Source organism: Brevibacterium antiquum CNRZ 918 (assembly GCF_900169145.1).
GTDB classification, from domain to species: Bacteria; Actinomycetota; Actinomycetes; order Actinomycetales; family Brevibacteriaceae; genus Brevibacterium; species Brevibacterium koreense.
In genome coordinates this window covers 219,967-243,419 of the sequence record NZ_FXZD01000002.1, presented here as the reverse complement: position 1 = coordinate 243,419, position 23,453 = coordinate 219,967, and the positions used below count along the sequence as shown (strand labels likewise).

The following is a 23,453-nucleotide window of genomic DNA, read 5'->3' as shown; positions in this document are numbered from 1 at the left end:
AAGGAGCACCACCATGACCGCTGCCTACACCTGGGATGTCTTCTCCACCCTCGACGGCTTCGGATCCTACAACGAACACGGTGATTGGGGCGGGTTCTGGGGCAAACAGGGACCCGAGTTCCTCGATCGGCGAGCCTGTCAGTACGGCGAGCGCCAAAGGCTGGTTCTCGGGGCCACCACGTTCCGCCTGCTCCAGAATTTCCACGCCGGGCTCACCTTGGAGTCGGAAGCAGACGATCCGATCAACACCAGGATGAAATTTCTGCCGACCACCGTCATCTCCAACTCGCTGGACGACCCGCTCGACTGGCCCGATGCGAGCATCGCCCGCGGTGATGGCGTCGACATCGTCAACCGTCTCAAAGCCGAATCCGACATTCCACTGCGCTCACACGGAAGCCCGACCCTCAACCGGAGCCTCTTGGCCGCAGGCCTCGTCGACCGCATCCAGGTGACGATCTTCCCCGTGATCAGCGGTCACAGCGGTGCCGACCCGATATTCGCCGAGGCAGCCGACTTCGATCTCGATCTCCTCGAGTGCCATACCCTCGATGGCAACATCCAAGAGCTGACATACCGCCCCACCCTCCACCCGTGATGCGGCGTCAACGAGCCCTCAGCCGAAGTTCGGTGCCCGGCGCTCTTGGAAGGCCCTGAACCCCTCGGCATAGTCCGGAGTCTGGCGAGCGGTCTCCTGCAGGTTGGCCTCCTCGGCCAGCACCTGTGCCAGGGTCGGACGGTCGTCGGCGAGCTTCTGCACGAAGCCCTTCTCCATCGCGAAGGCCTCGGCCGGCCCGGTCACGATCGTCGCGAGCTTCGACGCGACGAAGTCGGACAGCTCCTCGACGGGGACCGCGCGGGAGACGACGCCGGCGGCTGCCGCCTCGGCGCCGGTCATGAAGTCACCGGTGATGATGAGGTCCATGGTCCGGTGGTAGCCGACCCGGTCGAGGAACACATGGTGGGCACCCGAGTCGAGCATCGCGCCGATCGCTGCGAAGGGCGAGCCGAACTTCGCGGTGTCGGCGGCAATGATGATGTCAGCGGCCGCCGCGACCCCGAAGCCCAACCCCAGGGCGGCACCTTGGACCTGCGAGATCACGGGGATCGGCAGGGCGCGGATGGCCTGGAACACCGGGGTGAAGACCTCGGCGAGGAACGCGTGCGCATCATCGGTCTCGACGCCGACGGCTGAGATGTCGCGACCGGAGCTGAAGACCTTGCCCTCTCCTCTGATCAGGACCGCGCGCACGCTCGGGATCGCCTCGGCGACCTTGGCCACCGCTGCGGCGAGGTCACGGAGGTTGTCGGCGTCCAGGGCATTGCGGGACTCCGGGCCGTCGAGGACGATCTCTGCGATGTTCCCCTGGTTGGACAGTCGGATCTCGGTCATATGTGCTCCTTTGCAGATGACGGTGCGGCAAGTGGGTTCACTGCCTGCCTGGTCACCAAGTATAGAATCCTTGCCCGGACTTGCGGCCCAGCTGACCTGCGGCGACCTTGTCCTTGAGCAGCTGCGGAGGCGCGAACCTGGGACCCAGCTCCGCTTCCAGATGTTCGGCGATGCCGAGTCGGACGTCGAGTCCGACGATGTCCGTGGTCTGCAGCGGCCCGGCCGGATGCCGGTAGCCGAGGGTCATCGCGGTGTCGATGTCCTCGACGCTGGCGACCTCGTCCTCGACCATCCGCATCGCTTCCAGAGCCAGGGCCACGCCGAGGCGGCTGGAGGCGAATCCCGGTGAGTCCCTGACCGTGATCGCGGTCTTGCCCAGCCCCGCCACCCAGGACTTCGCCACGTCGACGAGTTCGGGCTGGGTATGGGTGCCGACGACGACCTCGACGAGGTCGCTGACGGGCACGGGATTGAAGAAGTGGAGTCCGATCAGCGCCTGCGGTCGGGGCAGTGCTGCGGCGAGCTCATCGATGGACAGTGCGCTCGTGTTCGTGGCGATGCTGGCGGCCGGGGCGTGCTTCGCGATGGCGGCGAGGATCTGCTGTTTGAGTTCGACGATCTCCGGGACGGCCTCGACGACGAGGAGTGCCTGGTCGAGCAGGGTCGGATCCCGTGTGACCTCCACCGTCCCGGTGACCGTGAGGCCCTTGGACTTCGATTTCTCGATCGAGGAGTTGACGCGCTCCGTGGCCGCGGCCACGGTCTCTTCGGTGCTCTCGATGATGATGACGCGGGCTCCGGCGCTGGCGAAGGCGTGCGCGATGCCGGCGCCCATCCGTCCGCCGCCGTATACTCCGACGGTCTCCGGGACCTGGGCACCTCTGCTTGAGTTCGCCGTGTGCACGGCGTCAGGTTCGTGTGCGGTCTGCTCGCTCATTCGGGGGCGCCCTTCTGTTCAGCCTTCTTCCGCTTCTTCGCTTCGCGTTTGGCGAGGAAAGCTTCCATGCGAGTGTGCTTCTCTTCGGTTTCGAACAGCACGGCCTGGGCCAGATTGTCGATGAGCGGGTGGGCCTCGCGCGGGGCGTGGAAGGCGGATTTGCTCAGCCTCACGGCCAGAGGTGCGAAGCTCGCAATCCGGTCGGCAAGAGCCTGACCCGCGACTTCGAGGTCCTCGGGGTCGACGACGTCGTTGAGCAGTCCGATCGATTTCGCTTCCTCGGCCTGCAGTGTGCGACCGGCCAGCAGGATCTCCTTCGCACGGGGCTCGCCCACAAGTTCACGCAGACGCCAGGCAGCACCGGCCGCCGCGAGGATGCCGAGGCCGGTCTCCGGGTTGCCGATCTTCGTCGCAGGTGTCCCGATCCGGAAGTCGCAGGCGAAGGCGAGTTCGGCTCCGCCGCCCAGGGCAAAGCCCTCGACGAGAGCGATGACGGGCATCGGCAGTTCCTGAATCCGGGTGAAGACCTTCGAATTGATGCCGGCCAGGGCGTCCTCGCGGCCGCGACCCAGCAGCTGCCCGATATCGGCGCCCGCGGCGAAGACGCCCTTCGAGCCGGTGAGGATGGCGACCTTTGGATCGGCCTCGAGTTCGGCACACACCTCGTGGAGGGCATCGACCATGGACTGGTCGATGGCGTTGCGCACCTCGGGACGGTTGAGCCGAATGATGACGCGATCCTCGCGGCGTTCGATGATGAGCGGAGAGTTCCCGCCGTCGGCGCTCATACCCGCTCCAACAGCAGTGCCGAACCCTGGCCGACGCCGACGCACATCGTCGCCAGACCACGCTTGGCATCCGCCTGTTCGAGGCGGTTGAGCAGGGTCAGGGTGATGCGTGCTCCCGAACAGCCCAGCGGGTGTCCCAGCGCGATCGCACCACCGAAGGCATTCACGGTCTCCGGGTCCAGACCCAGATCGCCGATGCAAGCCAGGGACTGCGAGGCGAAGGCCTCGTTGAGCTCCACGGCTTCGAGATCGTCGACGCTCCAGCCGACACGGTCGAGGACCTTGCGGGTGGCGGGCACAGGTCCGATGCCCATGATCTCCGGGGATACACCGGCGCTGGCACCGGTGACGACGCGCGCCCTGGGGCTCAGGTCATGCTTCTGCGCGTAGGACTCGCTGACGAGGATGACGACGGCGGCACCGTCGTTGAGGGAGGAGGAGTTTCCCGCGGTGATGACCCCTCCTGGGCCGTGGATGGCGCGCAGCTTGGCGAGCTTCTCCACAGTGGTGTCCGCACGCGGTCCTTCGTCGGCGCTGGCTTCGCCGATGGACAGGATCTCGGGATCGAATCTTCCCGCGTCCTGTGCGGCCAGTGCCAACCGATGCGAGTTGTACGCGAATTCGTCGAGCTGCTCACGGCTGAGCTTCCATTTCTCGGCCACACGTTCGGCGGTCTGGGGCATCGACAGGGTCGTGTCCTCGCCGAAGGCGGGGTTGGTGAAGCGCCAGCCGATGGAGGTGTCCCAGGACTTGCCCGGCTTCGCCCAGGCGCGTGAGGGCTTCTCAGTCACCCATGGTGCGCGCGTCATCGATTCGACGCCACCGGCCACAACCACATCGGCGTCACCGGCGGCGATCATCTGCCGTGCAGTCGTGATCGCGGTCAGCCCTGAGGCACACAGGCGGTTGACGGTGAAGCCGGGAACGGACTCGGGCAGACCGGCCAGCAGTACGGCCATGCGGGCGACGTTGCGGTTGTCCTCACCGGCCTGGTTCGCCGAGCCGAGGATCACCTCGTCGATGTCCGCCGGATCGATTCCCGACCGGTCCACGACGGCCTTGAGCGTGGTCGCGACCAGATCATCGGGTCGCTGATCAGCAAGGACTCCGCCGTAGCGGCCGATGGGTGTGCGCAGTCCATCCAGGACGAAAGCCTCAGGCATAGGTCTCCTCAGTAGTGGTGTCTCCAGGATCTCACGAGTCTGAATCGACGCGATCACGAGTCGTAGTCGACCGTGACCTCGTCGCTGGCGGGGAATGTCTGACAGGTGAGGACGAAGTTCTCCTGAACCTCGGCGTCTTCGAGGGCGTAGTTGCGCACCATGTCGACCTCGCCGCCGCAGACCTTGGCACGGCAGGTGCCGCAGACTCCGCCCTTGCAGGCGAACGGCAGGTCCGAGCGTGACTCCTGCGCCGAATCGAGGATCGTCTTGCCCTGTGACATCGCCGAGGTGGTCCGTCGTCCGTCGAGGACGATCGTGACGTCGCTGGTGGCGCCCTCGACGACCTTGTCCGCGTGGATGACTTCTGGTGGCGGTTCGTCCACGTAGAAGAGCTCGAAGTGGATCTTGTCCTTGGGCACACCGAATTCGGCGAGCACCGCGCGGGCGTCGCTGAGCATGCCGAAGGGACCGCAGAGCCACACGTGATCCATGTCGCCGATGGGCACGAGGTTGGTCAGCAGCGCGCGCAGCTTCTCCTCGTCGAGGCGACCGGAGAAGAGATCGACCTCCCGGGGTTCGCGGGAGAGGACATGGATGAGGTCGAGCTGCTGGTTGCGGGAGTCCTTGAGGTCGGCGAGCTCCTCGGCGAACATCACGGTGTTCGTGGTGCGGTTGCCGTAGAGCAAAGTGAGAGAGGCGTCGGGGTTGGACAGCACGGTGCTGGCGATCGAGAGCATCGGGGTGATGCCGGAGCCCGCTGCGATGCACAGGTGCCGTCCGCCCAGGTCAGGATCGGCCTGGAAGCTGCCGCTGGGCGGCTGGACCTCGATCGTCTCACCGGGGCGGACATCGTTGACGAGCCACTGGGAGAAGAGCCCGTCGGGAATCTCGCGGACACCGATGCGCGGATTGGTGCCGGCCGGGGCGCAGATGGAGTAGGAGCGGCGGTGTTCTCCGCCGTCGATCATCCGGCGCAGGGTCAGGGACTGCCCCGCAGCGAAGTCGAAGATCTCGGCGTATTCGTCCGGGACGTCGAAGGTCACCGCTGCCGAGTCCTCGGTCAGGTGGTCGACCGACTTCACGGTCAGCGGGTAGAAGCTCGACCGGGTGGAGCTGCCGGTCGGCTCGATCGCATCGTCGGGCTCGGTCGCGGCAGTCGCCTCGGTGCTCTGATTGATCGTTTCGGTCATCTCAGATCTCCTTCACATGTTGGAACGGTTCGAGGCAGTCGAGGCATTGGTACATCGCCTTGCATGCCGTCGGCCCGAATTCCGAGGACAGCTTCACATCGGCAGAACCGCACAGGGTGCAGGTCAGCGCCCGTTTCGTGGGCATCAGGGTCAGAGCCACGGGCCCCTGATGCTTCGGTGCCTGCCCGGGTGGGGAGATTCCAGCACCTTTCAGCGCCGCCCGCCCTTCCTCGGTGATCCAGTCACTCGTCCAGGCCGGTGTCAGGGACACCCGCACCTCGGCGCCTTCGAATCCCGCGTCCTGGAGTTCGCGCTGCAGGTCATCACGCATCGTCGCCATCGCCGGGCATCCCGAGTAGGTGGGGGTGATGGTCGTGACGACGCGTCCGTCTTCGATCGCGACATCACGAAGCACGCCGAGATCGACGAGCGTGAGCATCGGCATCTCCGGGTCTCTCACGCGAGCTGCGGCGACGCGGGCACGATCGAGCGCCTCGGCGGGGGTGCCGGACATGCGGGTCTGAAGTACTGCGGTCACCATTGTCCTTCCGGGTACTGGCGGGCGACGACCTGCATGTCGGCGAGCATCTTCGACAGTGCTTCGGTGTGCAGTCCGTCGCGACCTTTCTGTCCTCGCACTCCGGCCAGCGCGCCCCGTTCGGGGCGATCGATGCCGGCTGCGGCGAAGACCTGGTCGAGGATGACCCCGGCCTCATCGGCCACCTCGGCGGGATCGACACCGATCCCAGCGGCCGCCACCGAGGCTTCGACTGGGTGGGTCTCGAAGAGTTCGTCCCACAGGGGCCAGAGTCCGTCGAGCGCTGTGAGCAGGCGAGTCTTGGATTCCTCGGTGCCGCGAGCCAGGGTGAGGACCCAGCGGCCGGCGAAGTCGCGGTGGTAGGACATCTCCTTGACGCCCTTGACTGCGATGGCCGAAAGGACGGTGTCCCTGCTCGACTGCAGGCGCTCGAAGATCGCCAGACGCCAGGTGGAGTAGATGAGGATCTTCGCGACCGCCTCGGCGAAGTCACCGTTGGGCACCTCGGCGAGGCGGACATTGCGGAACGCCAGGTCCTCACGGAAGAACGCGAGACGATCTTCGTCGGGCACCGGCGAGCCCTCGGGCAGCTGCGGCACGAGGCTCGGGTCGGCGGCCGCCGTCCGGGCGAGCAGGAGCCGGGACTGGCCCAGCAGGTCCAGAGCGATGTTGGCCAGCGCGATGTCATCTTCGAGGTCGGGCGCTTTGGAGCACCATTCGGAGATGCGCTGGGAGAAGATCAGCGCGTCGTCACCGAGCATCTGGCAGTAGACCGCGAGCTCATGTGAGTCGACGCCCGAGGGGACGGTGGTGTCGACGCCGGCGAGGGGGTCTTCGAAGTCGGTGCCGAAGGCCCAGTGTGCGTCGTTGACGAGCAGACCCGAGTAGGCGTTGTCGTGGTCACCGTGCTCGATGTTGGCTCCGGCCTCGTCGTGATCGACGTTGATGGAAGGTTCGTTGGTCATCGTCGCCGTCTCCTCACATGTGGGGGACATCGTCGGGGATGTCATAGAAGGTGGGATGGCGGTAGACCTTGTCGCCTGCCGGGGCGAACATGGGGTCCTTCTCGTCGGGACTCGAGGCCGTGATCGACGAGGAGCGGACGACCCACAGGCTCACGCCCTCATTGCGGCGGGTGTAGACGTCGCGGGCATGGTGGATCGCCATCTGGTCATCGGCGGCGTGCAGGGATCCGACGTGAACGTGGTTGAGTCCGCGCTTGCCGCGTACGAATACTTCGTAGAGGGGCCATTCGCCACGAGTCGCTGGTGTCTGTGTCTCTGCACTCATTTCGCGGCCTCCTCGGCGGCGGTGTTCTCGGTGTCGGCGGCGGAGTTCTCGGCGAAGGCGAGCGCTGCTTCGCGCACCCAGGCTCCTTCGTCCCATGCGCGTTTGCGGTGGGCAACACGCTGTTCGTTGCAGGGCCCGTTGCCCTTGACCACGGCCCAGAATTCATCCCAATCCGGGGTTGAGAAGTCGTAGTGACCGCGCTCCTCGTTCCATTTCAGCCCCTCGTCGGGGAAGGTCACGCCCAGGGCCTCGGCCTGCGGGACGGACATGTCGACGAACTTCTGACGTAGCTCGTCATTCGTGTGGGTCTTGATGCCCCACTCCATCGACTGCTCGGTGTTCGGCGAGTCGTCATCCGGCGGGCCGAACATCATCAGCGATGGCCACCAGAAGCGGTTGACCGACTCCTGCACCGAGGCCCGCTGCTCCTCGGTCCCGCGCATCATCGTCATCAGCAGTTCGTAGCCCTGACGCTGGTGGAAGGACTCTTCCTTGCAGATGCGGATCATCGCGCGACCGTAGGGGCCGAAGGAGGTCCGGCACAGGGGCACCTGATTGCAGATCGCGGCGCCGTCGACGAGCCAGCCGATCGTGCCGACATCGGTGTAGGACAGCGTCGGATAGTTGAAGATCGAGGAGTACTTCTGTTTACCGGCGATGAGCTTCTCAGTCAGCTCATCGCGCGTGGCTCCCAGGGTCTCGGCCGCCGAGTAGAGGTAGAGACCATGACCGGCCTCGTCCTGGACCTTGGCCAGCAGGATCGCTTTGCGACGCAGCGAGGGTGCACGGGAGATCCAGTTGCCCTCGGGCTGCATGCCGATGATCTCCGAGTGGGCGTGCTGGGCCACCTGCCTCACGAGAGTCTTGCGGTATTTCTCCGGCATCCAGTCACGCGGCTCGATCCGGTCCTTACGGCTGATCGTGTCGGCGAACTGCGCCTCGAGTTCTGTTTCGTTGACTTGCGTCGTCATGACCACTCCACCCTTGGATGTGCCCTTCTGCGGACCGTGCGTTCTGCACTGATCGTTCGGTTCGACCATCGTAGGACCGCCTGTTCGACCATCGTAGGACCGCCTGTTCGAGCACCGTATGACCGCCAGCCCGGGACAACCATTTACTGACCATTTGTTCTGTATTGATCACTATCAGTGTGGCACACCGCACGCCGCGGTGCAACGCCGCGGCCGCAGTGGCGGCGCGCGCGCAATTCCCTCGAAACAAGGGCGCCGCGTCGGCGCTTCCCTCGACACAACGGTGGAGCTCCGAGCCGGCGGTGCACGCACAGAAGCCTCGGCGTGGGACCGTTGCCGCGAGGTTCAAGCTTGCATGTTTCAGCCTTTTAGCTCGTCCGACTTGACAGAGACGCCGATCACAACGATATTTATTGACCAGATGGTCGTTTATTCTCCGACGTCGCTCCAGGGCACTCCTGCTGGGTTCCGCGAGGAATCGATCTCCATCATTCACGTGCAGTCTCAGCGGCTGAGAGTGCCATCAACCAGCGACTCGAGGAGGAGCCTGACATGGGAGAACCCAGCCACGAGGCGACAGCGACAGTCCACGGCGACGAAGGCGAGGAACCGGCCGGCGCCGCGGCGATGTTCGCCAACGATCGCGCCTCCCAGCATCTGGGCATCACCGTCGACGATCACGGCCCCGGCTGGGCGCAGTGTTCGATGACGATCACCGAGATAATGACCAACGGCCACGACATCACCCACGGCGGCTATGTCTTCCTCTTCGCCGACACTACCTTCGCGATGGCCTGCAACTATCCGGGTTCGATCACAGTCGCCTCCGGCGGAGACATCGACTTCCTCAAGCCCACCTTCATGGGCGATCACCTTATCGCTCACGGTCGCGAAGTCGTCAAGCAGGGCCGTTCCGGCGTCTACGACGTCGAAGTCAGACGCGGTGACGAGATCATCGCGGTCTATCGCGGCCGCTCCCGCACCCTGCCACCGCCGAAGCCGACGACGACCTCACCCTGACCTGAACTCAGGGATACCCCACCCGGTGGCCCCTGACACGACGCCCCGCCTCGGCGCCTCACGAACTGCGAAGCACACCAGGATTGACCAAGGAGACAACGATGACTGCCAATGATCTCGACGCCGGCCAGCGCATGAGCCTCGATGAGCTGCGTGCCGACCAGCTCGCCAACCTCCAGTCCACGGTCACGAAGGTCTATGAGAAGGTGCCGTTCTATCGGCAGGCGTTCGACGAGCTCGGCGTGACCCCTGCCGACATCACCAGCCTTGACGACATCGCGAAGCTGCCATTTACGAACAAACAGGACCTGCGCGACAACTATCCGTTCGGGATGTTCGCCGTTCCGCGTGAAGAGGTCGCTCGTGTCCACGCGTCCTCGGGCACGACCGGACTGCCGACCGTCGTGGGCTATACGCTGGGCGACCTCGACAAGTGGGGCAGCCTCATCGCACGCTCAATCCTCGGCGCAGGCGGAAAACGTGGTCAGATGATGCACAACGCCTACGGCTACGGGCTGTTCACCGGCGGTCTGGGCGTCCACGGTGCGGAGCGGCACGGGTTCACAGTCATCCCGGTCTCCGGTGGGCAGACTCAGCGGCAGGTGCAGCTGATCCAGGACTTCAAGCCCGACATCATCACGGCCACGCCGACCTATCTGCTGACCATCCTCGACGAGTTCCGCAGGCAGGGCGTCGACCCCACGACGACGAGTCTGAAGACCGCGATCTGCGGCGCCGAGCCGTGGACGGACGAGATGCGCAAGGAGATCGAGAAGTCCTTCAGCATCAATGCCGTCGACATCTACGGCCTGTCCGAAGTCATGGGCCCTGGTGTGGCCTGCGAATCCGCAGAGACCAAGGACGGCCCGACCATCTGGGAGGATCACTTCTACCCGGAGATCGTCGACCCCTACACCGGCGAGGCCCTGCCCGACGGCGAGGAGGGCGAACTCGTCTTCACTTCGCTGACGAAGGAGGCGCTGCCGATCATCCGCTACCGCACACATGATCTGGCGAGCCTTCTGCCCGGCACTGCGAGCCCAAACTTCCGCCGCATCTCGCGCATCACCGGCCGGTCCGACGACCTCATGATCATCCGCGGCGTCAACGTCTACCCGGCCAACGTCGAGTCCGTGCTCTTCGAGTTCGAACACTTAAGCCCCCACTTCCAGCTCGTGCTCACTCGCCCGGGCCGCATGGACGAGGTCACCGTCGAGGTCGAGTGCCGCGAAGGCGTGGGCGCTGTCGAACTCGACGGTTTGGAGGGCTTGGTCACGGCTCGGATCAAGCAGCGCCTGGGCGTCTCGTCGACCGTGTCGGTACTCCAGCCCGGTGAGCTGCCCCGCTCGGTCGGCAAGCTCAAGCGCATCATCGACCGCCGCGAGGGCCTCAGGTGAGCGAACCTGCGAAGCGGATCGCTGCTGTGACGGGGATCGCGGCGCGCGTACCGCGGGCTGGTTAGACTGGTGCGCATGCCGAAAACGTCTTCACTTGAGCCCACACCTGACCTCGAGTCAGGTGTCGATGCTGCCGTGGGCGCCGAGGCGGGCGTTGGGTCCGAACCGGACGCGGGCGCCGAGGCGGGCGCACCGGCACAGCCCAAGCGCACCCGTCGCGGACGGCCCGGCTACGACCGCGAGACACTGATCAACAAGGCCACCGAGGTCTTCGTCTCGCGCGGCTATGACGGCACGTCCATGGACACTGTGGCGCGCGAGCTCGGAATCACGAAGTCCGCGATCTACCATCACGTGAAGTCGAAGGAAGAGCTGCTGCACTTAGCGATCAACCGCGGCATCAGCGCTCTGGACTCAGCGGTCGAGGACGAACGCCAGCGCACCGGCCTCACCGCGCTCGAGCGCCTGCGGGCAGCCGTGCATGCCAGTGTTGTCATCCTCATCGAATACCACCACTCCGTGACGCTGCTGCTGCGAGTGCGGGGAAACTCAGACGTCGAACGCGAAGCTCTTGACCAGCGCCGGAAGATCGACGACAAGATCAGAACCCTGGTCGCCGAGGCGATCGACGAGGGTGGTCTGCGCTCGGACTTCACACCGGGCCTGATCACACGCCTTCTCTTCGGCATGGTCAACTCCATCACCGAGTGGTATCGCCCGAGCTACCCCGTCGATCCCGAAACCATCGCCGACGCAGTGACCTCCATGGCCTTCACCGGCCTCGAGGTCTGAAGCCCCGCACCGCTCGTCCCGCCGGGCGCACCTGCGCCAACCCGCATCCCGACATAGCTCAAACGGTTGGTAAGTTCTCATCGAAATCCGCTCTTGGGCCGAAGAGAACTTACCAACCGTTGGTGATTCTGACCGCAGTCGCGGAGGCCTGAGCGTCCACGCCTGTGCGAAGGACTGCGGAGGTGCGCCTACTCCTTGGCGACAAGTGTGAGCACGTCGTAGTTCGCGACGGGCTCGTCGTTCTGGTTAACGACTGCCGCGTCCCAGCGAACCTCGCCGTACTCGTCGGTCTCACGCGGTGTGATGCGCTTCGCGGTCAGGGTCACCTTGAGCGAATCCCCTGGTGAGACAGGTGTGATGAAGGTCAGTCCCTCGAGCCCGTAGTTCGCGAGCACCGGGCCGGGGTCCGGCTGGACGAAGAGCCCTGCGGCGAAGGACACGATGAGGTAGCCATGTGCCACGCGTCCCGGGAAGAACGGGTTCGCGGCCGCCGCCTCCTCGTCGGTGTGGGCATAGAAGGTATCTCCCGTGAATTCCGCGAAGTGCGAGATGTCCTCGAGGCTGACGGTGCGCCACTCGGATTCGAGGGCATCGCCGAGGCGCAGATCTGCCAGCGACTTCGTGAACGGATGCTGTCCCACGTGGCGCTCGGCTCCAGCGACCCACTCCCCGCCGATGGCGGTGAGCATGTCCGGGGAGGCCTGGATCGCGGTGCGCTGCATGAAGTGCTCGACGCCGCGCAGTCCGCCCAGCTCCTCGCCGCCGCCGGCACGTCCCGGGCCGCCGTGAATGAGGGTGGGCAGCGGTGAACCGTGCCCGGTCGATTCCTCGGCGTCGTCGCGGTCGAGGACGAGGATGCGTCCGTGCCAGGGCGCGACCTGGCACACGAATTCGGTGGCGAATTCGCGGTCGTGGGTGACGACCGAGCCGACCAGGGAACCGCGCCCGCGAGCGGCCAGGGCGACCGCCTCGGCGGTGGAGGAATAGGTGATCAGCGAGGCCACAGGCCCGAAGGCCTCGATGTCGTGGACGGCGTCGACCCAGGGATCGTCAGCCTGGAGCACCGTTGCAGCGACATAGGCCCCGCCGAGGTCCTTCGCCAGCTCATCAGAGGCTTCGCGACCACCGGTGAGGACGTGGGCCCCCGCCGAGGTGATCGTGTCGATGGCATCGAGGACGTCGTCACGCTGTCTGTTCGACACGACCGGGCCCAGCCGGGTGGACTTCTCACGGGGGTTACCGACGCCTTGAGTCGACAGCTTCGCAACGAGTGCCTCGGCGACGGCCTCGGCGTGCTGTTCGGGGACGAGGGCACGACGGATCGCCGTGCATTTCTGGCCGGCCTTGACGGTCATCTCGGCGACGACGCCGGAGACGAAGAGGTCGAATTCCTCGGTGCCCGGCCCGGCATCGGGACCCAGTAGGGAGAAGTTCAGGGAATCAGCTTCGGCGAAGAAGCGCGTGCCGCGATCGCGCACGCACTCCAGACCGCCCAGGCGCTTCGCCGTGGCCGCGGAACCGGTGAAGGCGATGGCGTCCTGTTCGGCCAGATAGTCGAACAGTGGAGTGACGTCGCCGCTGATGAGCTGGATGGAACCGGCCGGCAGCAGTCCGGAGCCGATCATGTCAGCGACCACTGCACGGGTCAGGTGCGCGGTGTCAGTGGCGGGCTTGACGACGACGGGAATACCGGCGACGAACATGGGGCCGAACTTCTCGAGCATGCCCCAGACGGGGAAGTTGAAGGCATTGATCTGGACTGCCAATCCCTGTCGGGAGGTAAGTATGTGGCGGCCGAGGAAGGTGCCGGTCTTCGACAGACGCTCGACCCCTCCGTCGAGATGGACCGTGGAGTTCGGCATCTGCCGCCGGGCGACGCCGGAATAGGTGAAGAGGGTGCCGATGCCGCCTTCGATGTCGACGAAGCCGTCGCGCTTGGTGGTGCCGGTGGTGAAGGAGATCTCGTGGTAGTCCTTCGCCCGTTCCATCAGGTAGGCGCCGAGCTTCTTGAGTATCACTCCGCGCTGGTGGAAGGTCAGCTTCTGCAGTTCGGGAATTCCGGTGCCGCGCGCGTACTCATCGACGGCGGCGAAATCGACGCCCGCCGAGGAGACGTGGTGGAGGAGCTGGCCGTTTGTCGCGTCGTGGACGGCTCGGGCGCTGTCGGGCTTCCCGTTGGGGGTGTGCCAGTCGCCTGCCACATACGAACTGAGAATTTCGGTCATGTCTGCTCTCCCTGTTCAACGATGTCTCCGGGTGCACGGCGGCCGACGTCGGCACCGCTGCCGATTCCTGAAAGCAATACTAACCAATCGGTCGGTTAATGTCATTGCCGCGTCGACTCCGGCAGATCACCCCGGAACCCTGGAACTACCTCGGCCCGGCTCGGGCGAGGCCCTGCGCCGTCACCACAACGCCCGAGTGACAGCGGTCACCATCTGCATTGTGCTCGTAGGCAATTACCGACCATTCGGTCACTCGCGTGGAAGCAGCGGCGATCACTCAGAGCAGAGGACCACCGTCTCCGCAGCGAACCAGCGATGGAAAGATCACTCATGACTTCAGCAACGCCCGCAGCTGCACCGGCCTCGATCACCCGTGAGGAACGCAAGGTCCTGGCCGGGACCCTCGTCGGCACCACGATCGAGTGGTACGACTTCTTCATCTACGCCCAGGCCGCCGGGCTCATCCTCTCGGCTCAGTACTTCGGCCCCCTCGCCTCCGACAATCCCGCGCTGGGCCAGATCATGGCGTGGGCGTCTCTGGGAATCTCATTCCTGTTCAGACCACTGGGCGCGATCATCGCCGGTCGTCCTCTCCGCTCTGATCTTCATCGGCAACAACGCCGTGGGCTACATGATCATCGCGTTCTTCGCCGCCTACGCCTCCAGGCCCATCGAGCCGGGCGGCATGGTTGGTCTCGACCGGGCTCCCGTGCTGCTGGCCACGACATTGGCAAGCTTCGGCTGGTTGGTCTTCACGATGTGGGGCGGTGCGCTTTCGGACAAGCTGGGGCGCGTACGGACCTTCCAGATCGGCTACATCCTCCTCATCGTGTGGCTGGTCCCGACGTTCCTCATGATCGACAGCGGCAGCATTTGGATGTACGGCATCGGCATCTTCGTCCTCACCCTCGGCATGGGCCTGTCCTACGGCCCGATGTCGGCGATGTATGCGGAGATGTTCCCACCCCAGGTCCGCTATTCCGGTGTCTCGATCGGCTACGCCCTGGGCGCGATCCTCGGCGGCGCCTTCGCCCCGACGATCGCCGAGACCCTGCTCGCGCGCACCGGATCATCGCTGTCGATCGCCGTCTATATGATCATCGTCTGCGTCATCTCGCTCATCGCCGTCAGCCTGGTCAAGGAGACGAAGGGTGTGCCGCTGGGCGTCGCGAAGCACACGAGCTGAGGCTTGCGCTGCGGGTTGAAGGCTGAGGACCCCCCCGGGCCTGAGCTCGGGGGTTTAAGCTGTAGAACAACCAACGCAAGCGCCCGAGGAGGCACCAGTGACGCAGTTGACCTATCCCGATATCGAAGCGGCCGCCGCACGGATCGTCGGTCGGGTACGCCCGGTCACGGTCGCCTCGGCGCAGCCCGGGAACCGCCCCGAGGCTCCGACTCCGACGGCCGCGACATGGAGTGCATCACCGGCTGACGATCCGGACGGTTCGGGCGTTCACTTCGCCCTGGAGTTCATGCAGTACACGGGCACGTTCAAGGCTCGTGGTGCCCAGAACTTCATCCAGACGCACCTGGCCGAAGGGACCTTCCCTGAGGCCGGCGTGACGATCGCCTCGGGCGGCAACGCGGGTCTGGCGTGTGCCTGGGCCGCCCGCGACGCGAATGTTCCGGCGACCGTGTTCCTGCCCGCCAACGCTCCCGCGGTCAAGGTCGAGCGTCTGCGTGACTATGGTGCCGATATGCGCCTGATCGGATCGGAATTCGCCGAGGCGGCCCTGGCCTGCCAGGAATTCGCCGAGTCCTCGGGTGCGCTGGCCTCCCATGCCTATGACCACCCGCTCATCGCCGCCGGTGCCGGCACGATGATGACCGAGATCCTCTCCCAGATCCCCGACCTCGACACGGTCGTCGTCTCCGTCGGCGGAGGCGGGCTGTTCGCTGGCGTGGCAACGGCGGCTACTTTCCATGGGGTGCGCACCGTCGCGGTGGAACCGAGGAACTGTCGAGCGCTGAATGCCGCACTGGAGGCCGGCGAACCCGTCGACGTTCCCGTCGACTCGGTGGCCGCGGACTCTCTGGGCGCACGCCGGGCGACGCCCCTGGCTGTGGCTGCGGCGCAGAACGACCTGGTCACCTCGGTGCTCGTCGATGATGAGCAGATTGTCGGGGCCCGCCGGCATCTGTGGGGTGAGCACCGGCTGGCTGTCGAGCATGCGGCCGCGACAGCGCTGGCGGGAATCCACGGATCCAGCGATTCAGCGGTCTATGTTCCGGCACCCGATGAGAAGGTCTGCGTCGTCCTCTGCGGAGCGAACACCAGCCTCGGCGATCTCTGACTCGCCCCGGTCTGCGGACGAGCGGCCTGTTTGCAGACAGGGTTCTCGTCCGCAAAATGAGGCATCGGGGTCACTCACGCGAAATAGCGCAGGACTGGGGAAATTCGCGCAGGAGCAAGGACAGCAGCGGCGAGTCTCCGGCGCGAGCTATGAGCCTCTAGCGCTGTTTCTGGCGGTCCTTGGACTTGAAGGCCTGTTTGATGAGGGTGAAGATCACGGCCGCGACGACCACTGCGATGATCGCCTTGACGAGGAACCAGGCGATCGAGAACGCGACGTTGACCACCCACCACGCGATGATGATGGCGATGATCGCGCCAATGATGCTCCATACGGTACTCATCTTCATGCTTCAAGACTAAGCCGCTCAGGGAACGTGCGCAATGACGCGGGTCGCGACGGGCCCGCAGTCCTCGTCGGCGCAGGTGAACTACCGAGTCGGCGGCAGTGAACTATCGAACTGCGAGACTGCGCTGCCGGATCGCACGTGCCGAGAAGCGCCCGTCGGCGAAACCGACATCGATCGGGTGCTCGAAGGCCGCACTGACCTGGTCGGTGGTGAGCACCTCGGCGATGTCACCAGCCGCAGTGAGCCGGCCGTGGGAGATGAGCATGGCGTGGGAGGTCGATTCCGGGATCTCCTCAAGATGGTGGGTGACCAGCAGCGTCGTCAGTTGCGGCGAGGTCACCGACAGCGAATCGATCGTCTCGAGGAGCTGCTCACTGGCGGCGACGTCGAGGCCGGTGGTCGGTTCGTCGAAGAGGAGGAGCTGCGGATCGGCGATGAGCGCTCGGGCGACCAGTGCCCGGCCCCGCTCCCCCTGCGAGAGGATCTTCCACCCGGCATCCGCGCGGGAACTGAGCCCCACCTCGGCGATGAGGCCTTCGGCCTTGGCAATCTCCTCCGGGCTGGGCTCCCAACGGAAGGGGCGCTCGATCGTGCCGGTCAGTCCGGTGAGGACGACCTCGCGCACACTCAGGTTCGAGCGCAGCGGATGGCGTGGATTCACGTGCCCGATGTGCCGGCGCAGGGCCTGGAGTTCGACCCTGCCCATGCGCTGCCCAAGGATGTCGACAGTGCCTGACGTGGGAAAGACCTGCGCCGAGGCGAAGCTGAGTATCGTCGACTTCCCCGCACCGTTGGGGCCGATGAGGACCCAGTGCTCGCCGCGGCCGATGCTCAGGTCGATGCCGTGGAGGATCTGCGTCTCCCCGCGTCGGAATGTCACATCGTTGAGATTGAGGACCGTCGTATCCACGTCGCCTGCTTTCGTGCCCGTCATCGCCAGTTCGTCCCCGTCACCATCAGATTGTGTTCGCCCAGATTGAGTTCGCCGGTCCGCCCACAGTGAGCAGGGGACCGATCCGAGTCTAGGAGGCTGGGCACCGGCGCCGCCTCGTGGGGCGCCGAGTCCTGTTCCACATCATGGATCGCCTCGGGCATCGTCCGGGTAGAGCGACACCGACTGGACTGCCCTTATTCGATCGCGACGACCATAATGGAGGCATGCACAACGGCGCCGACCCCCATGACGAACACCGCATCAAAATGCGCGGGAAGATCCTGCGTCGATCGGCGTCATTCAACGTCGCCCACGCCGTCGACGACCTGGAGCCCGGCACCGGCGCCCAGAGCATCCAGCGGGCATTGTCCCTGCTCAATCTCGTCGGCCTCATCGCCGGCGAGCGCGGCAGTGGTGCCAGCCTGTCCGAAGTCGCTTCGATCAGCGGGCGGCCCAAGGCCAGCGTCCATCGCATGCTCCAGGCCCTGATCGCCATGGGCTATGTCGAACGCCTCGACGAAGGCGGCTACCGCCTCGGCGTGCAGTCCCAGATCCTCGGTCAGCTGGCGCAGAAGTCCCTCGACCCTCTGGTCACGGAGGCGGAGTCGAGCCTGCTGCGCCTGGCCGAGCTGAGCCAGGACACCGCCTTCCTGACCCTGCGCACCGGCAACCATTCGATCTGCGCGCGTCGCGAGGAGGGCTTCGGCGAGATCCTCAACAACGCCCTGTCCGTGGGCGACCGCCACCCGTTGGGAATCGGCGCCGGCAGCCTGGCAATCCTCTCCGAGCTCTCCCCCTCCGAGGTGGATGCGCAGTTCGACGCCAATGCTCAGATCTTCACCGAACGGTATCCCAAGGTCTCCGTCACCGCGCTGCGCGACATCATCGACCGGGCCCGGGTCGATGGCTTCGTCCACAATCCCGGCCTCTTTGCCCAGGGATCCTGGGCGGTGGGCGTTCCGCTGAAGATCCGCGGCAGCCGTCCTCGTGCGGCGCTTTCCATCGCGAGCATCGCCGATCGCGTCACCGGTCCCCGCGTCGAACGCCTCGTTGCGCTGCTGCGCCGGGAGGCCAATGCCATCGCCGAAGCACTGAGCACCCAGTCCGAGCCCTGAGCCACGTCCGCGCCCGATCGCAGAGCCGAGGTACACCGCTGGCTGAACCCAGGGTGCCTCCTCTGATCACCCCGCCGAGGCGGCCTCCAGTCGTGCTGCCACCGAACCCAGAATCTCTCCCAGCCAACCCACTGCAGCCGGGGTCGGTCCCGGCCGGGTCACGAAGGACACCCGACGTTGGCCCAGGTCCTGTTTGGCGGGTCGGAGGACGACGTCGAAGTCCGTGTCCACGGCCGCCTCGGTGGTCAGGGCGCACCCGAGACCCTCGGCCACGAGCCCGTGGATCATGTAGAGGTCGTCGCTGCGCATGAGTTCGCGCAGTTCATAGCCGAGGCCGCGTGAGATACGCCGCAGCACCCGCACCGAGGCTTCCGATTCGTTGCGACTGCACACCCAGTCGACGTCGCCCATCGTGGCGAAGTCGAGGACCTCGTGCGTCGCCAGTTCCCCGTCGCTGGCCACCATGACCCGGTACGGCTCGTCGAGGAGGGTGCGCAGCCGCAGCTCGGGGCCCGCGAACTCGGGCAGTTCCGGGATGTCGTAGATGAGGCCCGCGTGGACCTCGCCGCTGTGCAGCATCCGCACCACTTCGCTGGGTTCAGCTTCGACGACCTCGACGCGCACGGATGTCCGGTGCTGGAGTTCCGCGATAGCAGCCGGAAGCAGACGTGAGCCGATCGAGGAGAACGAGCCGACGCGCAGGGAGACGACGCCGGCATCGCGTTGGGCGGTGACGAGCTGCTCGGCCCGGTCGATGCGTGCCAGCACCGGTTCGATCTCCTCGGCGAAGGACTCGCCCAAGGGCGTCAGTCGGGTTCCATTCCGCGACCGGTCGACGAGCTTGATCCGCAGATGGGATTCGAGGCTGCGCAGGTGATGTGTCACGGTCGGGACTCCGTGGTCGAGCACCTCGGCGGCGCGGTTGAGGCTTCCCTCGTCCCTGATGGCCAGGAGCACCCGGAACTGCTGCAGATTCATCATGACATAGACACTATGACACCGTGAATGGTTTCTTGCTATATCGTAGGCAAGTTTCGATCCCTAGTGTGGGAGTCATGCTCGCCGAAACTCATCTGCACCCCGACACCGCGGCTGCCTCCGTCACGGACACAGCGGCCGCCCCAGCAAACGCCACAGCACAGATCGCCACCGCCGTCGATCCTCGCCAGCACACCGCTCCGTATGCCGAGGCGCTGCGCTGCCTGGCCGCCGAGGACTGGCAGCGCCTGCACGTGCCCGCCCATCAGGGCAGCCGCGACCATGCGCCGGGACTGGCCGAAATCGTCGGCGAGGCCGGCATGGGCATCGACTTCCCCATGCTCTTCAGCGGCGTCGACCAGGAGAACTGGCGCATGATCAATCACGAACGGGTGACTCCGATCATGGCCGCCCAGCAGCTCGCCGCCGAGGCCTGGGGCGCAGCACGGACCTGGTTCATCACCAACGGCGCTTCCGGCGGCAACCACATCGCGACAACCGTCGTGCGCGGCTTGGGACGCGAATTCGTCCTCCAGCGCAGCGTCCACTCCTCCGTCATCGACGGCGTCACCCACGCCGAACTGCGACCGCACTTCATCCACGGCCGGGTCGACCCCGGCCTCGGCTCCTCCCACGGTGTGACACCGGCCCAGGTCGAATACGCCCTGAGCGAGCACCCGGAATCGGCCGCTGTCTACCTCGTCTCCCCCAGCTACTTCGGTGCTGTGGCCGATATCGCCGCGATCGCCGAGGTGGCCCACAGCCACAATGTTCCCCTCATCGTCGATGAGGCCTGGGGATCCCACTTCGGTATGCACCCGAGGCTGCCCGTCAACGCGGTCCGTCTGGGCGCCGACCTCGTCATCTCCAGCACCCACAAGGGCGCCGGGTCTTTGGCGCAGTCCGCGATGATCCACCTGGGCCACGGCCGGCAGGCACTGCGCATCGAAACCCTGGTCGACCGGGTCGTGAAGTCCTACCAATCGACCTCGTCCAGTGCCATCCTCCTGTCATCCCTCGACGAGGCTCGCCGTCACCTCGTCACCCACCCGGAGGCGATCGACGAAGCCCTTGCCACCGCCGAGGAGATTCGAGCCCGAGTTCAGAAGGACTCCCGTTTCCGCGATGCGACTCCCGACATCCTCGGCGGTCATGATGCGATCGCCAACGATCCGTTCAAGGTCGTCATCGATACCCGTGGTGCCGGAATCACCGGCGCCGATGCCCAGTACCAGCTCATCCGCGACCACCGGATCTACTGCGAACTCGCGACACCTTCGGCGCTGCTGCTGCTCATCGGCGCGACCTCGCCTGTCGATGTCGATCGCTTCTGGACGGCCCTGCAGGCACTGCCGCGATCCGAGTCCGAGCCTGAGCGCCCCATCGTTCTGCCCGGCAGCTGCGAGAAGCGTCTGGAGATCAGCGACGCCTACTTCGCGGCGCCGCAGACCGTTCCCTTCGCCGAGGCGGTCGGCCGGGTCTCAGCCGATGCCCTGGCCGCGTACCCGCCCGGTGTGCCCAATGTTCTGCCCGGTGAGGTGCTCAGCGCCGAGGTCGTCGATTTCCTCCGCATGACCGCGGCCGCGCCCTCGGGCTATGTGCGCGGAGCCCAGGACGCGAGGATGGATACCTTCAACGTCGTGGCAGAGAGGAGCTGAGTCTTGCCGAGATCCGCTGGGGTCGGCTGATCGGCCAGCACCCACGCCGGCGCTGGCGCTGGCGCTGGCCGTCCATCATCGAGCGGACCACTTATCGCCGAGCGGACCGGCTATAACTGGTCCGCTCAACGGTAAGTGGTCCGCTCGATGATGCAGCGTCGCCCGTGTCGACTTGCAGCGTGGCCTGAAAACTCAGCGCAGGACGACGGTGCGCTTTCCTGAGAGGAACACGCGGCCGTCGCAGTGCCACTTCACGGCGTTGGACAGGGCCTTGCATTCGGCGTCACGACCGGCAGCAACAAGGTCCTTGGGGCCGAAGGAGTGGTCGACCTCGACGAGCTGCTGGGCGATGATCGGCCCCTCGTCGAGTTCACTGTCGACGAAGTGCGCGGTCGCCCCGACGGTCTTGACTCCTCGTTCCCAGGCCTGGTGGTAGGGCTTGGCACCCTTGAACGAGGGCAGGAACGAGTGGTGGATGTTGATGGCCTTGCCTGTCAGCTCGCGGGCCAGGTCGTCGGAGAGGACCTGCATGTAGCGGGCGAGGACGACGAGGTCGATTTCGAAGCGGTCGATGAGTTCGAGCAGCTTCGCCTCCGCCTCGGGCTTCGTCTCCTTGGTCACCGGAATGCGGAAGAACGGGATGTGATGCCATTCGACGAGCTCGCGGTGGTCGGGATGGTTGGACACCACGGCCGCGATCTCGATGGGCAGTTCGCCGATCTGGGCGCGGAAGAGCAGGTCGTTGAGGCAGTGTTCGAACTTCGAGACCATGATGAGGACCCGACGCTTCTCCCCCTGCGGCCACAGCTGCCAGCGCGCATCGAACTCGGTGCCGATGCCTTCGAAGTCGGCGCGCAGACCATCGATCGCACCGTTCGATCCCTCCTCGACACTGAAGTCGATGCGCAGGAACAGGCGCTGTGTGTACTGATCGTCGAACTGCTTGAGTTCCTTGATGTCACCCCCGTGAGTGAGGAGGGCGCCGGTGACGGAATGGAGAATTCCCGGCCGTTCGTCGCATTCCAGGGTGAAGACGTAATCCTGCATATCCGCTGCTTCCTTGCTCGATGGGTGTACTCAATCATTGGGTGACAAGCTCACCTTGGGACTGTTGCAAAGAAGGGTGACAGCGTGAGTGTCATGCTGCGAGAGCAGCTGGCTCTATGATTGCTTCGTACTCTACTGGTGTCAATCGACCCAACCGGGCTTGTCGGCGACGTCGGTGATATGTACGCTCGATCCAGGACACGATCGCGATTCTCAACTGGTCGCGAGTGACCCACCGGCGACGGTCGAGAACGTTCTTCTGCAACAGGGCGAAGAACGATTCCATGGCCGCGTTATCGCCCGCTGCGACGACTCGTCCCATCGACCCGATGATGCCGTGACGGGCCAAAGCCCGAGTGAATTTCTTCGATCTGAATTGGCTGCCACGGTCGCTGTGCGTCACGCATCCGGCCACGTCACCGCGCCTGGTCACAGCCATCTCGAGGGCATCGACAGCCAACCGGGCTTTCATCCTCGAGCTGATCGAATAGCCGACGATGCGTGACGAGTAGGCGTCCTTGACCGCGCAGAGGTAGCGCTTACCCTCATTCGTATGGTGCTCCGAAATGTCGGTCAACCACAGCTGATTCGGTCCATCAGCTCTAAACTCGTGCCTGGTCCGTCCGTCGGCATCGACAACCGCGCACAGATCGTCGTGAACGGGTGGGCCCGGCTTCTTCCCGTTCTTGGCCCGGCCCTTACCGAAGGCGGAAAACCAGTCATTGGCCGAACACAACCGCCACGCAGTGCGTGCCGCCATGGGTTGGCCGGCCGCTTCGGCTTCGTCGGCGAGGTATCGGTACCCGAACTCGGGATCATCACGGTGGGCATCGAAGAGCGCATTGGCCCGATATGCCTCAACGAGATCGGTATCAGGGACAGGCGCGGCCAGCCACCGGTAGTAGGGCTGGCGGGAGAGCTTCAAGACCCGGCACGACACCGCCACGGGGATCCCGTCGACGGCGAGCTCTCTCACGAGCGGGTAGAGCCTTTTGACGGCAGGTTCGCCTGTGACAGATAGGCGGCCGCGCGGCGCAGGACCTCGTTCTCCTGCTCAAGCAGACGATTGCGCCGACGCATCTCTCGTAGTTCGGCGGACTCGTCGCTGGTGTTGCCGGGTTTGTTGCCGGCATCGATTTCTGCTTGGCGGAGCCATTTGTTGATGGTGCCTTCGTGGACTCCGAAGTCCTTGGCGATCTGTCCGATCGTCGTCTTGGAATCCCTGGTCTGGACGACGCGGATGACGTCGTCGCGGAATTCTTTCGGGTAGGGCTGTGGCATGGTGTCTATCCTTCCAGGCTTGCCTATGAACAAGCCAGATTAGATGTCACCTAACCCTGCATCAGTCCCCTTGGTCAACTTCAGACGCTCGGT

22 protein-coding genes and 1 pseudogene are annotated in these 23,453 nt (G+C 65.3%); 8 read left to right on the top strand and 15 right to left on the bottom strand.

The features are described 5' to 3' along the window. Window positions 1-13: 13 nt before the first annotated feature. Window positions 14-598, top strand: a complete 585-nt coding sequence (locus BANT918_RS03755; RefSeq protein ID WP_101619012.1) for a dihydrofolate reductase family protein — start codon at window positions 14-16, stop codon at window positions 596-598. Window positions 599-616: 18 nt separating this feature from the next. On the opposite strand, the gene BANT918_RS03750 is transcribed toward BANT918_RS03755, so the two are convergent. The 9 genes from BANT918_RS03750 to paaA are packed head-to-tail and all read right to left on the bottom strand — an operon-like array spanning window position 617 to window position 8,270. After that, the gene (locus BANT918_RS03750) at window positions 617-1,393 is read right to left on the bottom strand and encodes an enoyl-CoA hydratase/isomerase family protein (RefSeq protein WP_101619011.1); all 777 of its coding nucleotides are present in this window, start codon (window positions 1,391-1,393) and stop codon (window positions 617-619) included. A 52-nt stretch (window positions 1,394-1,445) separates the two neighbouring features. Next, a complete protein-coding gene (locus BANT918_RS03745; protein WP_101619010.1) occupies window positions 1,446-2,330 on the bottom strand; it encodes a 3-hydroxyacyl-CoA dehydrogenase family protein in 885 nt (294 codons plus the stop codon). Then, window positions 2,327-3,118 carry an enoyl-CoA hydratase/isomerase family protein gene (locus BANT918_RS03740; protein ID WP_101619009.1) on the bottom strand — a complete coding sequence of 264 codons (792 nt, stop codon included), beginning with the start codon at window positions 3,116-3,118 and terminating at the stop codon, window positions 2,327-2,329. Before BANT918_RS03740 ends, BANT918_RS03745 begins: the two co-directional genes overlap by 4 nt. Continuing rightward, the gene (locus BANT918_RS03735; protein WP_101619008.1) at window positions 3,115-4,281 is read right to left on the bottom strand and encodes a thiolase family protein; all 1,167 of its coding nucleotides are present in this window, start codon (window positions 4,279-4,281) and stop codon (window positions 3,115-3,117) included. Before BANT918_RS03735 ends, BANT918_RS03740 begins: the two co-directional genes overlap by 4 nt. A 53-nt stretch (window positions 4,282-4,334) precedes the next feature. Further along, window positions 4,335-5,471, bottom strand: a complete 1,137-nt coding sequence (gene paaE / locus BANT918_RS03730; protein ID WP_101619007.1) for a 1,2-phenylacetyl-CoA epoxidase subunit PaaE — start codon at window positions 5,469-5,471, stop codon at window positions 4,335-4,337. Window position 5,472: 1 nt separating this feature from the next. Beyond that, entirely contained in the window at window positions 5,473-6,012 is a 540-nt protein-coding gene (paaD, locus tag BANT918_RS03725; RefSeq protein WP_101619006.1) for a 1,2-phenylacetyl-CoA epoxidase subunit PaaD, read from the bottom strand. Then, complete coding sequence (gene paaC, locus BANT918_RS03720) at window positions 6,006-6,974, bottom strand: 1,2-phenylacetyl-CoA epoxidase subunit PaaC (protein WP_101619005.1); 969 nt, start codon at window positions 6,972-6,974, stop codon at window positions 6,006-6,008. Before paaC ends, paaD begins: the two co-directional genes overlap by 7 nt. A 13-nt stretch (window positions 6,975-6,987) precedes the next feature. Continuing rightward, window positions 6,988-7,299 (bottom strand): 1,2-phenylacetyl-CoA epoxidase subunit PaaB, encoded by a 312-nt coding sequence (gene paaB / locus BANT918_RS03715; RefSeq protein ID WP_101619004.1) that lies wholly within the window; start codon window positions 7,297-7,299, stop codon window positions 6,988-6,990. Continuing rightward, on the bottom strand, window positions 7,296-8,270 hold the full coding sequence (gene paaA, locus BANT918_RS03710) for a 1,2-phenylacetyl-CoA epoxidase subunit PaaA (RefSeq protein WP_101619226.1): 975 nt from the start codon (window positions 8,268-8,270) through the stop codon (window positions 7,296-7,298). Before paaA ends, paaB begins: the two co-directional genes overlap by 4 nt. Window positions 8,271-8,822: 552 nt before the next feature. Between paaA and paaI the strand changes: the two genes are divergently transcribed. From paaI to BANT918_RS03695, 3 genes are all read left to right on the top strand, one after another. After that, a complete protein-coding gene (gene paaI, locus BANT918_RS03705; RefSeq protein WP_101619003.1) occupies window positions 8,823-9,290 on the top strand; it encodes a hydroxyphenylacetyl-CoA thioesterase PaaI in 468 nt (155 codons plus the stop codon). 101 nt (window positions 9,291-9,391) lie between these two features. Continuing rightward, complete coding sequence (paaK, locus tag BANT918_RS03700) at window positions 9,392-10,687, top strand: phenylacetate--CoA ligase PaaK (RefSeq protein ID WP_101619002.1); 1,296 nt, start codon at window positions 9,392-9,394, stop codon at window positions 10,685-10,687. A gap of 75 nt (window positions 10,688-10,762) precedes the next feature. Further along, the gene (locus tag BANT918_RS03695; protein ID WP_180957399.1) at window positions 10,763-11,479 is read left to right on the top strand and encodes a TetR/AcrR family transcriptional regulator; all 717 of its coding nucleotides are present in this window, start codon (window positions 10,763-10,765) and stop codon (window positions 11,477-11,479) included. A 188-nt stretch (window positions 11,480-11,667) separates the two neighbouring features. Here the strand turns inward: BANT918_RS03695 and paaZ are convergent, their stop codons facing one another. Next, complete coding sequence (gene paaZ, locus BANT918_RS03690) at window positions 11,668-13,704, bottom strand: phenylacetic acid degradation bifunctional protein PaaZ (RefSeq protein ID WP_101619001.1); 2,037 nt, start codon at window positions 13,702-13,704, stop codon at window positions 11,668-11,670. Between the two features lie 330 nt (window positions 13,705-14,034). Here paaZ and BANT918_RS03685 point away from each other — a divergent pair. Together BANT918_RS03685 and BANT918_RS03680 are read left to right on the top strand one after the other, a co-directional pair. After that, a pseudogene (locus BANT918_RS03685) lies at window positions 14,035-14,890 on the top strand (MFS transporter). Window positions 14,891-14,987: 97 nt separating this feature from the next. Continuing rightward, entirely contained in the window at window positions 14,988-15,998 is a 1,011-nt protein-coding gene (locus tag BANT918_RS03680) for a threonine/serine dehydratase (RefSeq protein ID WP_101619000.1), read from the top strand. Window positions 15,999-16,155: 157 nt separating this feature from the next. Here BANT918_RS03680 and BANT918_RS03675 read toward each other — a convergent pair whose 3' ends face one another. Both BANT918_RS03675 and BANT918_RS03670 read right to left on the bottom strand, forming a co-directional pair. After that, on the bottom strand, window positions 16,156-16,347 hold the full coding sequence (locus BANT918_RS03675) for a hypothetical protein (RefSeq protein WP_101618999.1): 192 nt from the start codon (window positions 16,345-16,347) through the stop codon (window positions 16,156-16,158). A 103-nt stretch (window positions 16,348-16,450) separates the two neighbouring features. After that, complete coding sequence (locus tag BANT918_RS03670) at window positions 16,451-17,281, bottom strand: ABC transporter ATP-binding protein (protein ID WP_101618998.1); 831 nt, start codon at window positions 17,279-17,281, stop codon at window positions 16,451-16,453. 224 nt (window positions 17,282-17,505) lie between these two features. Here BANT918_RS03670 and BANT918_RS03665 point away from each other — a divergent pair, with 224 nt between their 5' ends. Beyond that, window positions 17,506-18,396 carry an IclR family transcriptional regulator gene (locus tag BANT918_RS03665; protein WP_101618997.1) on the top strand — a complete coding sequence of 297 codons (891 nt, stop codon included), beginning with the start codon at window positions 17,506-17,508 and terminating at the stop codon, window positions 18,394-18,396. A 66-nt stretch (window positions 18,397-18,462) separates the two neighbouring features. Here the strand turns inward: BANT918_RS03665 and BANT918_RS03660 are convergent, their stop codons facing one another. Then, window positions 18,463-19,377 (bottom strand): LysR family transcriptional regulator, encoded by a 915-nt coding sequence (locus tag BANT918_RS03660; RefSeq protein ID WP_101618996.1) that lies wholly within the window; start codon window positions 19,375-19,377, stop codon window positions 18,463-18,465. A gap of 74 nt (window positions 19,378-19,451) precedes the next feature. Between BANT918_RS03660 and BANT918_RS03655 the strand changes: the two genes are divergently transcribed. Then, complete coding sequence (locus BANT918_RS03655; RefSeq protein WP_233430340.1) at window positions 19,452-21,032, top strand: aminotransferase class I/II-fold pyridoxal phosphate-dependent enzyme; 1,581 nt, start codon at window positions 19,452-19,454, stop codon at window positions 21,030-21,032. A 192-nt stretch (window positions 21,033-21,224) separates the two neighbouring features. On the opposite strand, the gene purU is transcribed toward BANT918_RS03655, so the two are convergent. Continuing rightward, window positions 21,225-22,079, bottom strand: a complete 855-nt coding sequence (gene purU, locus BANT918_RS03650; protein ID WP_101618994.1) for a formyltetrahydrofolate deformylase — start codon at window positions 22,077-22,079, stop codon at window positions 21,225-21,227. A 91-nt stretch (window positions 22,080-22,170) separates the two neighbouring features. Further along, window positions 22,171-23,360 (bottom strand): IS3 family transposase gene (locus BANT918_RS03645; RefSeq protein ID WP_101618993.1). Its coding sequence is split into 2 segments (ribosomal slippage): window positions 22,171-23,073 and window positions 23,076-23,360, totalling 1,188 coding nucleotides; the frame shifts between segments, so codons are not numbered across the junction. Window positions 23,361-23,453 lie beyond the last annotated feature (93 nt).

Bases quoted from the DNA above. Each gene is read 5' to 3' on its own strand.
- BANT918_RS03755 (WP_101619012.1), top strand. From the start codon at position 14: ATGACCGCTGCCTACACCTGGGATGTCTTCTCCACCCTCGACGGCTTC.
- BANT918_RS03750 (WP_101619011.1), bottom strand. From the start codon at position 1,393: ATGACCGAGATCCGACTGTCCAACCAGGGGAACATCGCAGAGATCGTC.
- BANT918_RS03745 (WP_101619010.1), bottom strand. From the start codon at position 2,330: ATGAGCGAGCAGACCGCACACGAACCTGACGCCGTGCACACGGCGAAC.
- BANT918_RS03740 (WP_101619009.1), bottom strand. From the start codon at position 3,118: ATGAGCGCCGACGGCGGGAACTCTCCGCTCATCATCGAACGCCGCGAG.
- BANT918_RS03735 (WP_101619008.1), bottom strand. From the start codon at position 4,281: ATGCCTGAGGCTTTCGTCCTGGATGGACTGCGCACACCCATCGGCCGC.
- paaE (WP_101619007.1), bottom strand. From the start codon at position 5,471: ATGACCGAAACGATCAATCAGAGCACCGAGGCGACTGCCGCGACCGAG.
- paaD (WP_101619006.1), bottom strand. From the start codon at position 6,012: ATGGTGACCGCAGTACTTCAGACCCGCATGTCCGGCACCCCCGCCGAG.
- paaC (WP_101619005.1), bottom strand. From the start codon at position 6,974: ATGACCAACGAACCTTCCATCAACGTCGATCACGACGAGGCCGGAGCC.
- paaB (WP_101619004.1), bottom strand. From the start codon at position 7,299: ATGAGTGCAGAGACACAGACACCAGCGACTCGTGGCGAATGGCCCCTC.
- paaA (WP_101619226.1), bottom strand. From the start codon at position 8,270: ATGACGACGCAAGTCAACGAAACAGAACTCGAGGCGCAGTTCGCCGAC.
- paaI (WP_101619003.1), top strand. From the start codon at position 8,823: ATGGGAGAACCCAGCCACGAGGCGACAGCGACAGTCCACGGCGACGAA.
- paaK (WP_101619002.1), top strand. From the start codon at position 9,392: ATGACTGCCAATGATCTCGACGCCGGCCAGCGCATGAGCCTCGATGAG.
- BANT918_RS03695 (WP_180957399.1), top strand. From the start codon at position 10,763: ATGCCGAAAACGTCTTCACTTGAGCCCACACCTGACCTCGAGTCAGGT.
- paaZ (WP_101619001.1), bottom strand. From the start codon at position 13,704: ATGACCGAAATTCTCAGTTCGTATGTGGCAGGCGACTGGCACACCCCC.
- BANT918_RS03675 (WP_101618999.1), bottom strand. From the start codon at position 16,347: ATGAAGATGAGTACCGTATGGAGCATCATTGGCGCGATCATCGCCATC.
- BANT918_RS03670 (WP_101618998.1), bottom strand. From the start codon at position 17,281: ATGACGGGCACGAAAGCAGGCGACGTGGATACGACGGTCCTCAATCTC.
- BANT918_RS03665 (WP_101618997.1), top strand. From the start codon at position 17,506: ATGCACAACGGCGCCGACCCCCATGACGAACACCGCATCAAAATGCGC.
- BANT918_RS03660 (WP_101618996.1), bottom strand. From the start codon at position 19,377: ATGATGAATCTGCAGCAGTTCCGGGTGCTCCTGGCCATCAGGGACGAG.
- BANT918_RS03655 (WP_233430340.1), top strand. From the start codon at position 19,452: ATGCTCGCCGAAACTCATCTGCACCCCGACACCGCGGCTGCCTCCGTC.
- purU (WP_101618994.1), bottom strand. From the start codon at position 22,079: ATGCAGGATTACGTCTTCACCCTGGAATGCGACGAACGGCCGGGAATT.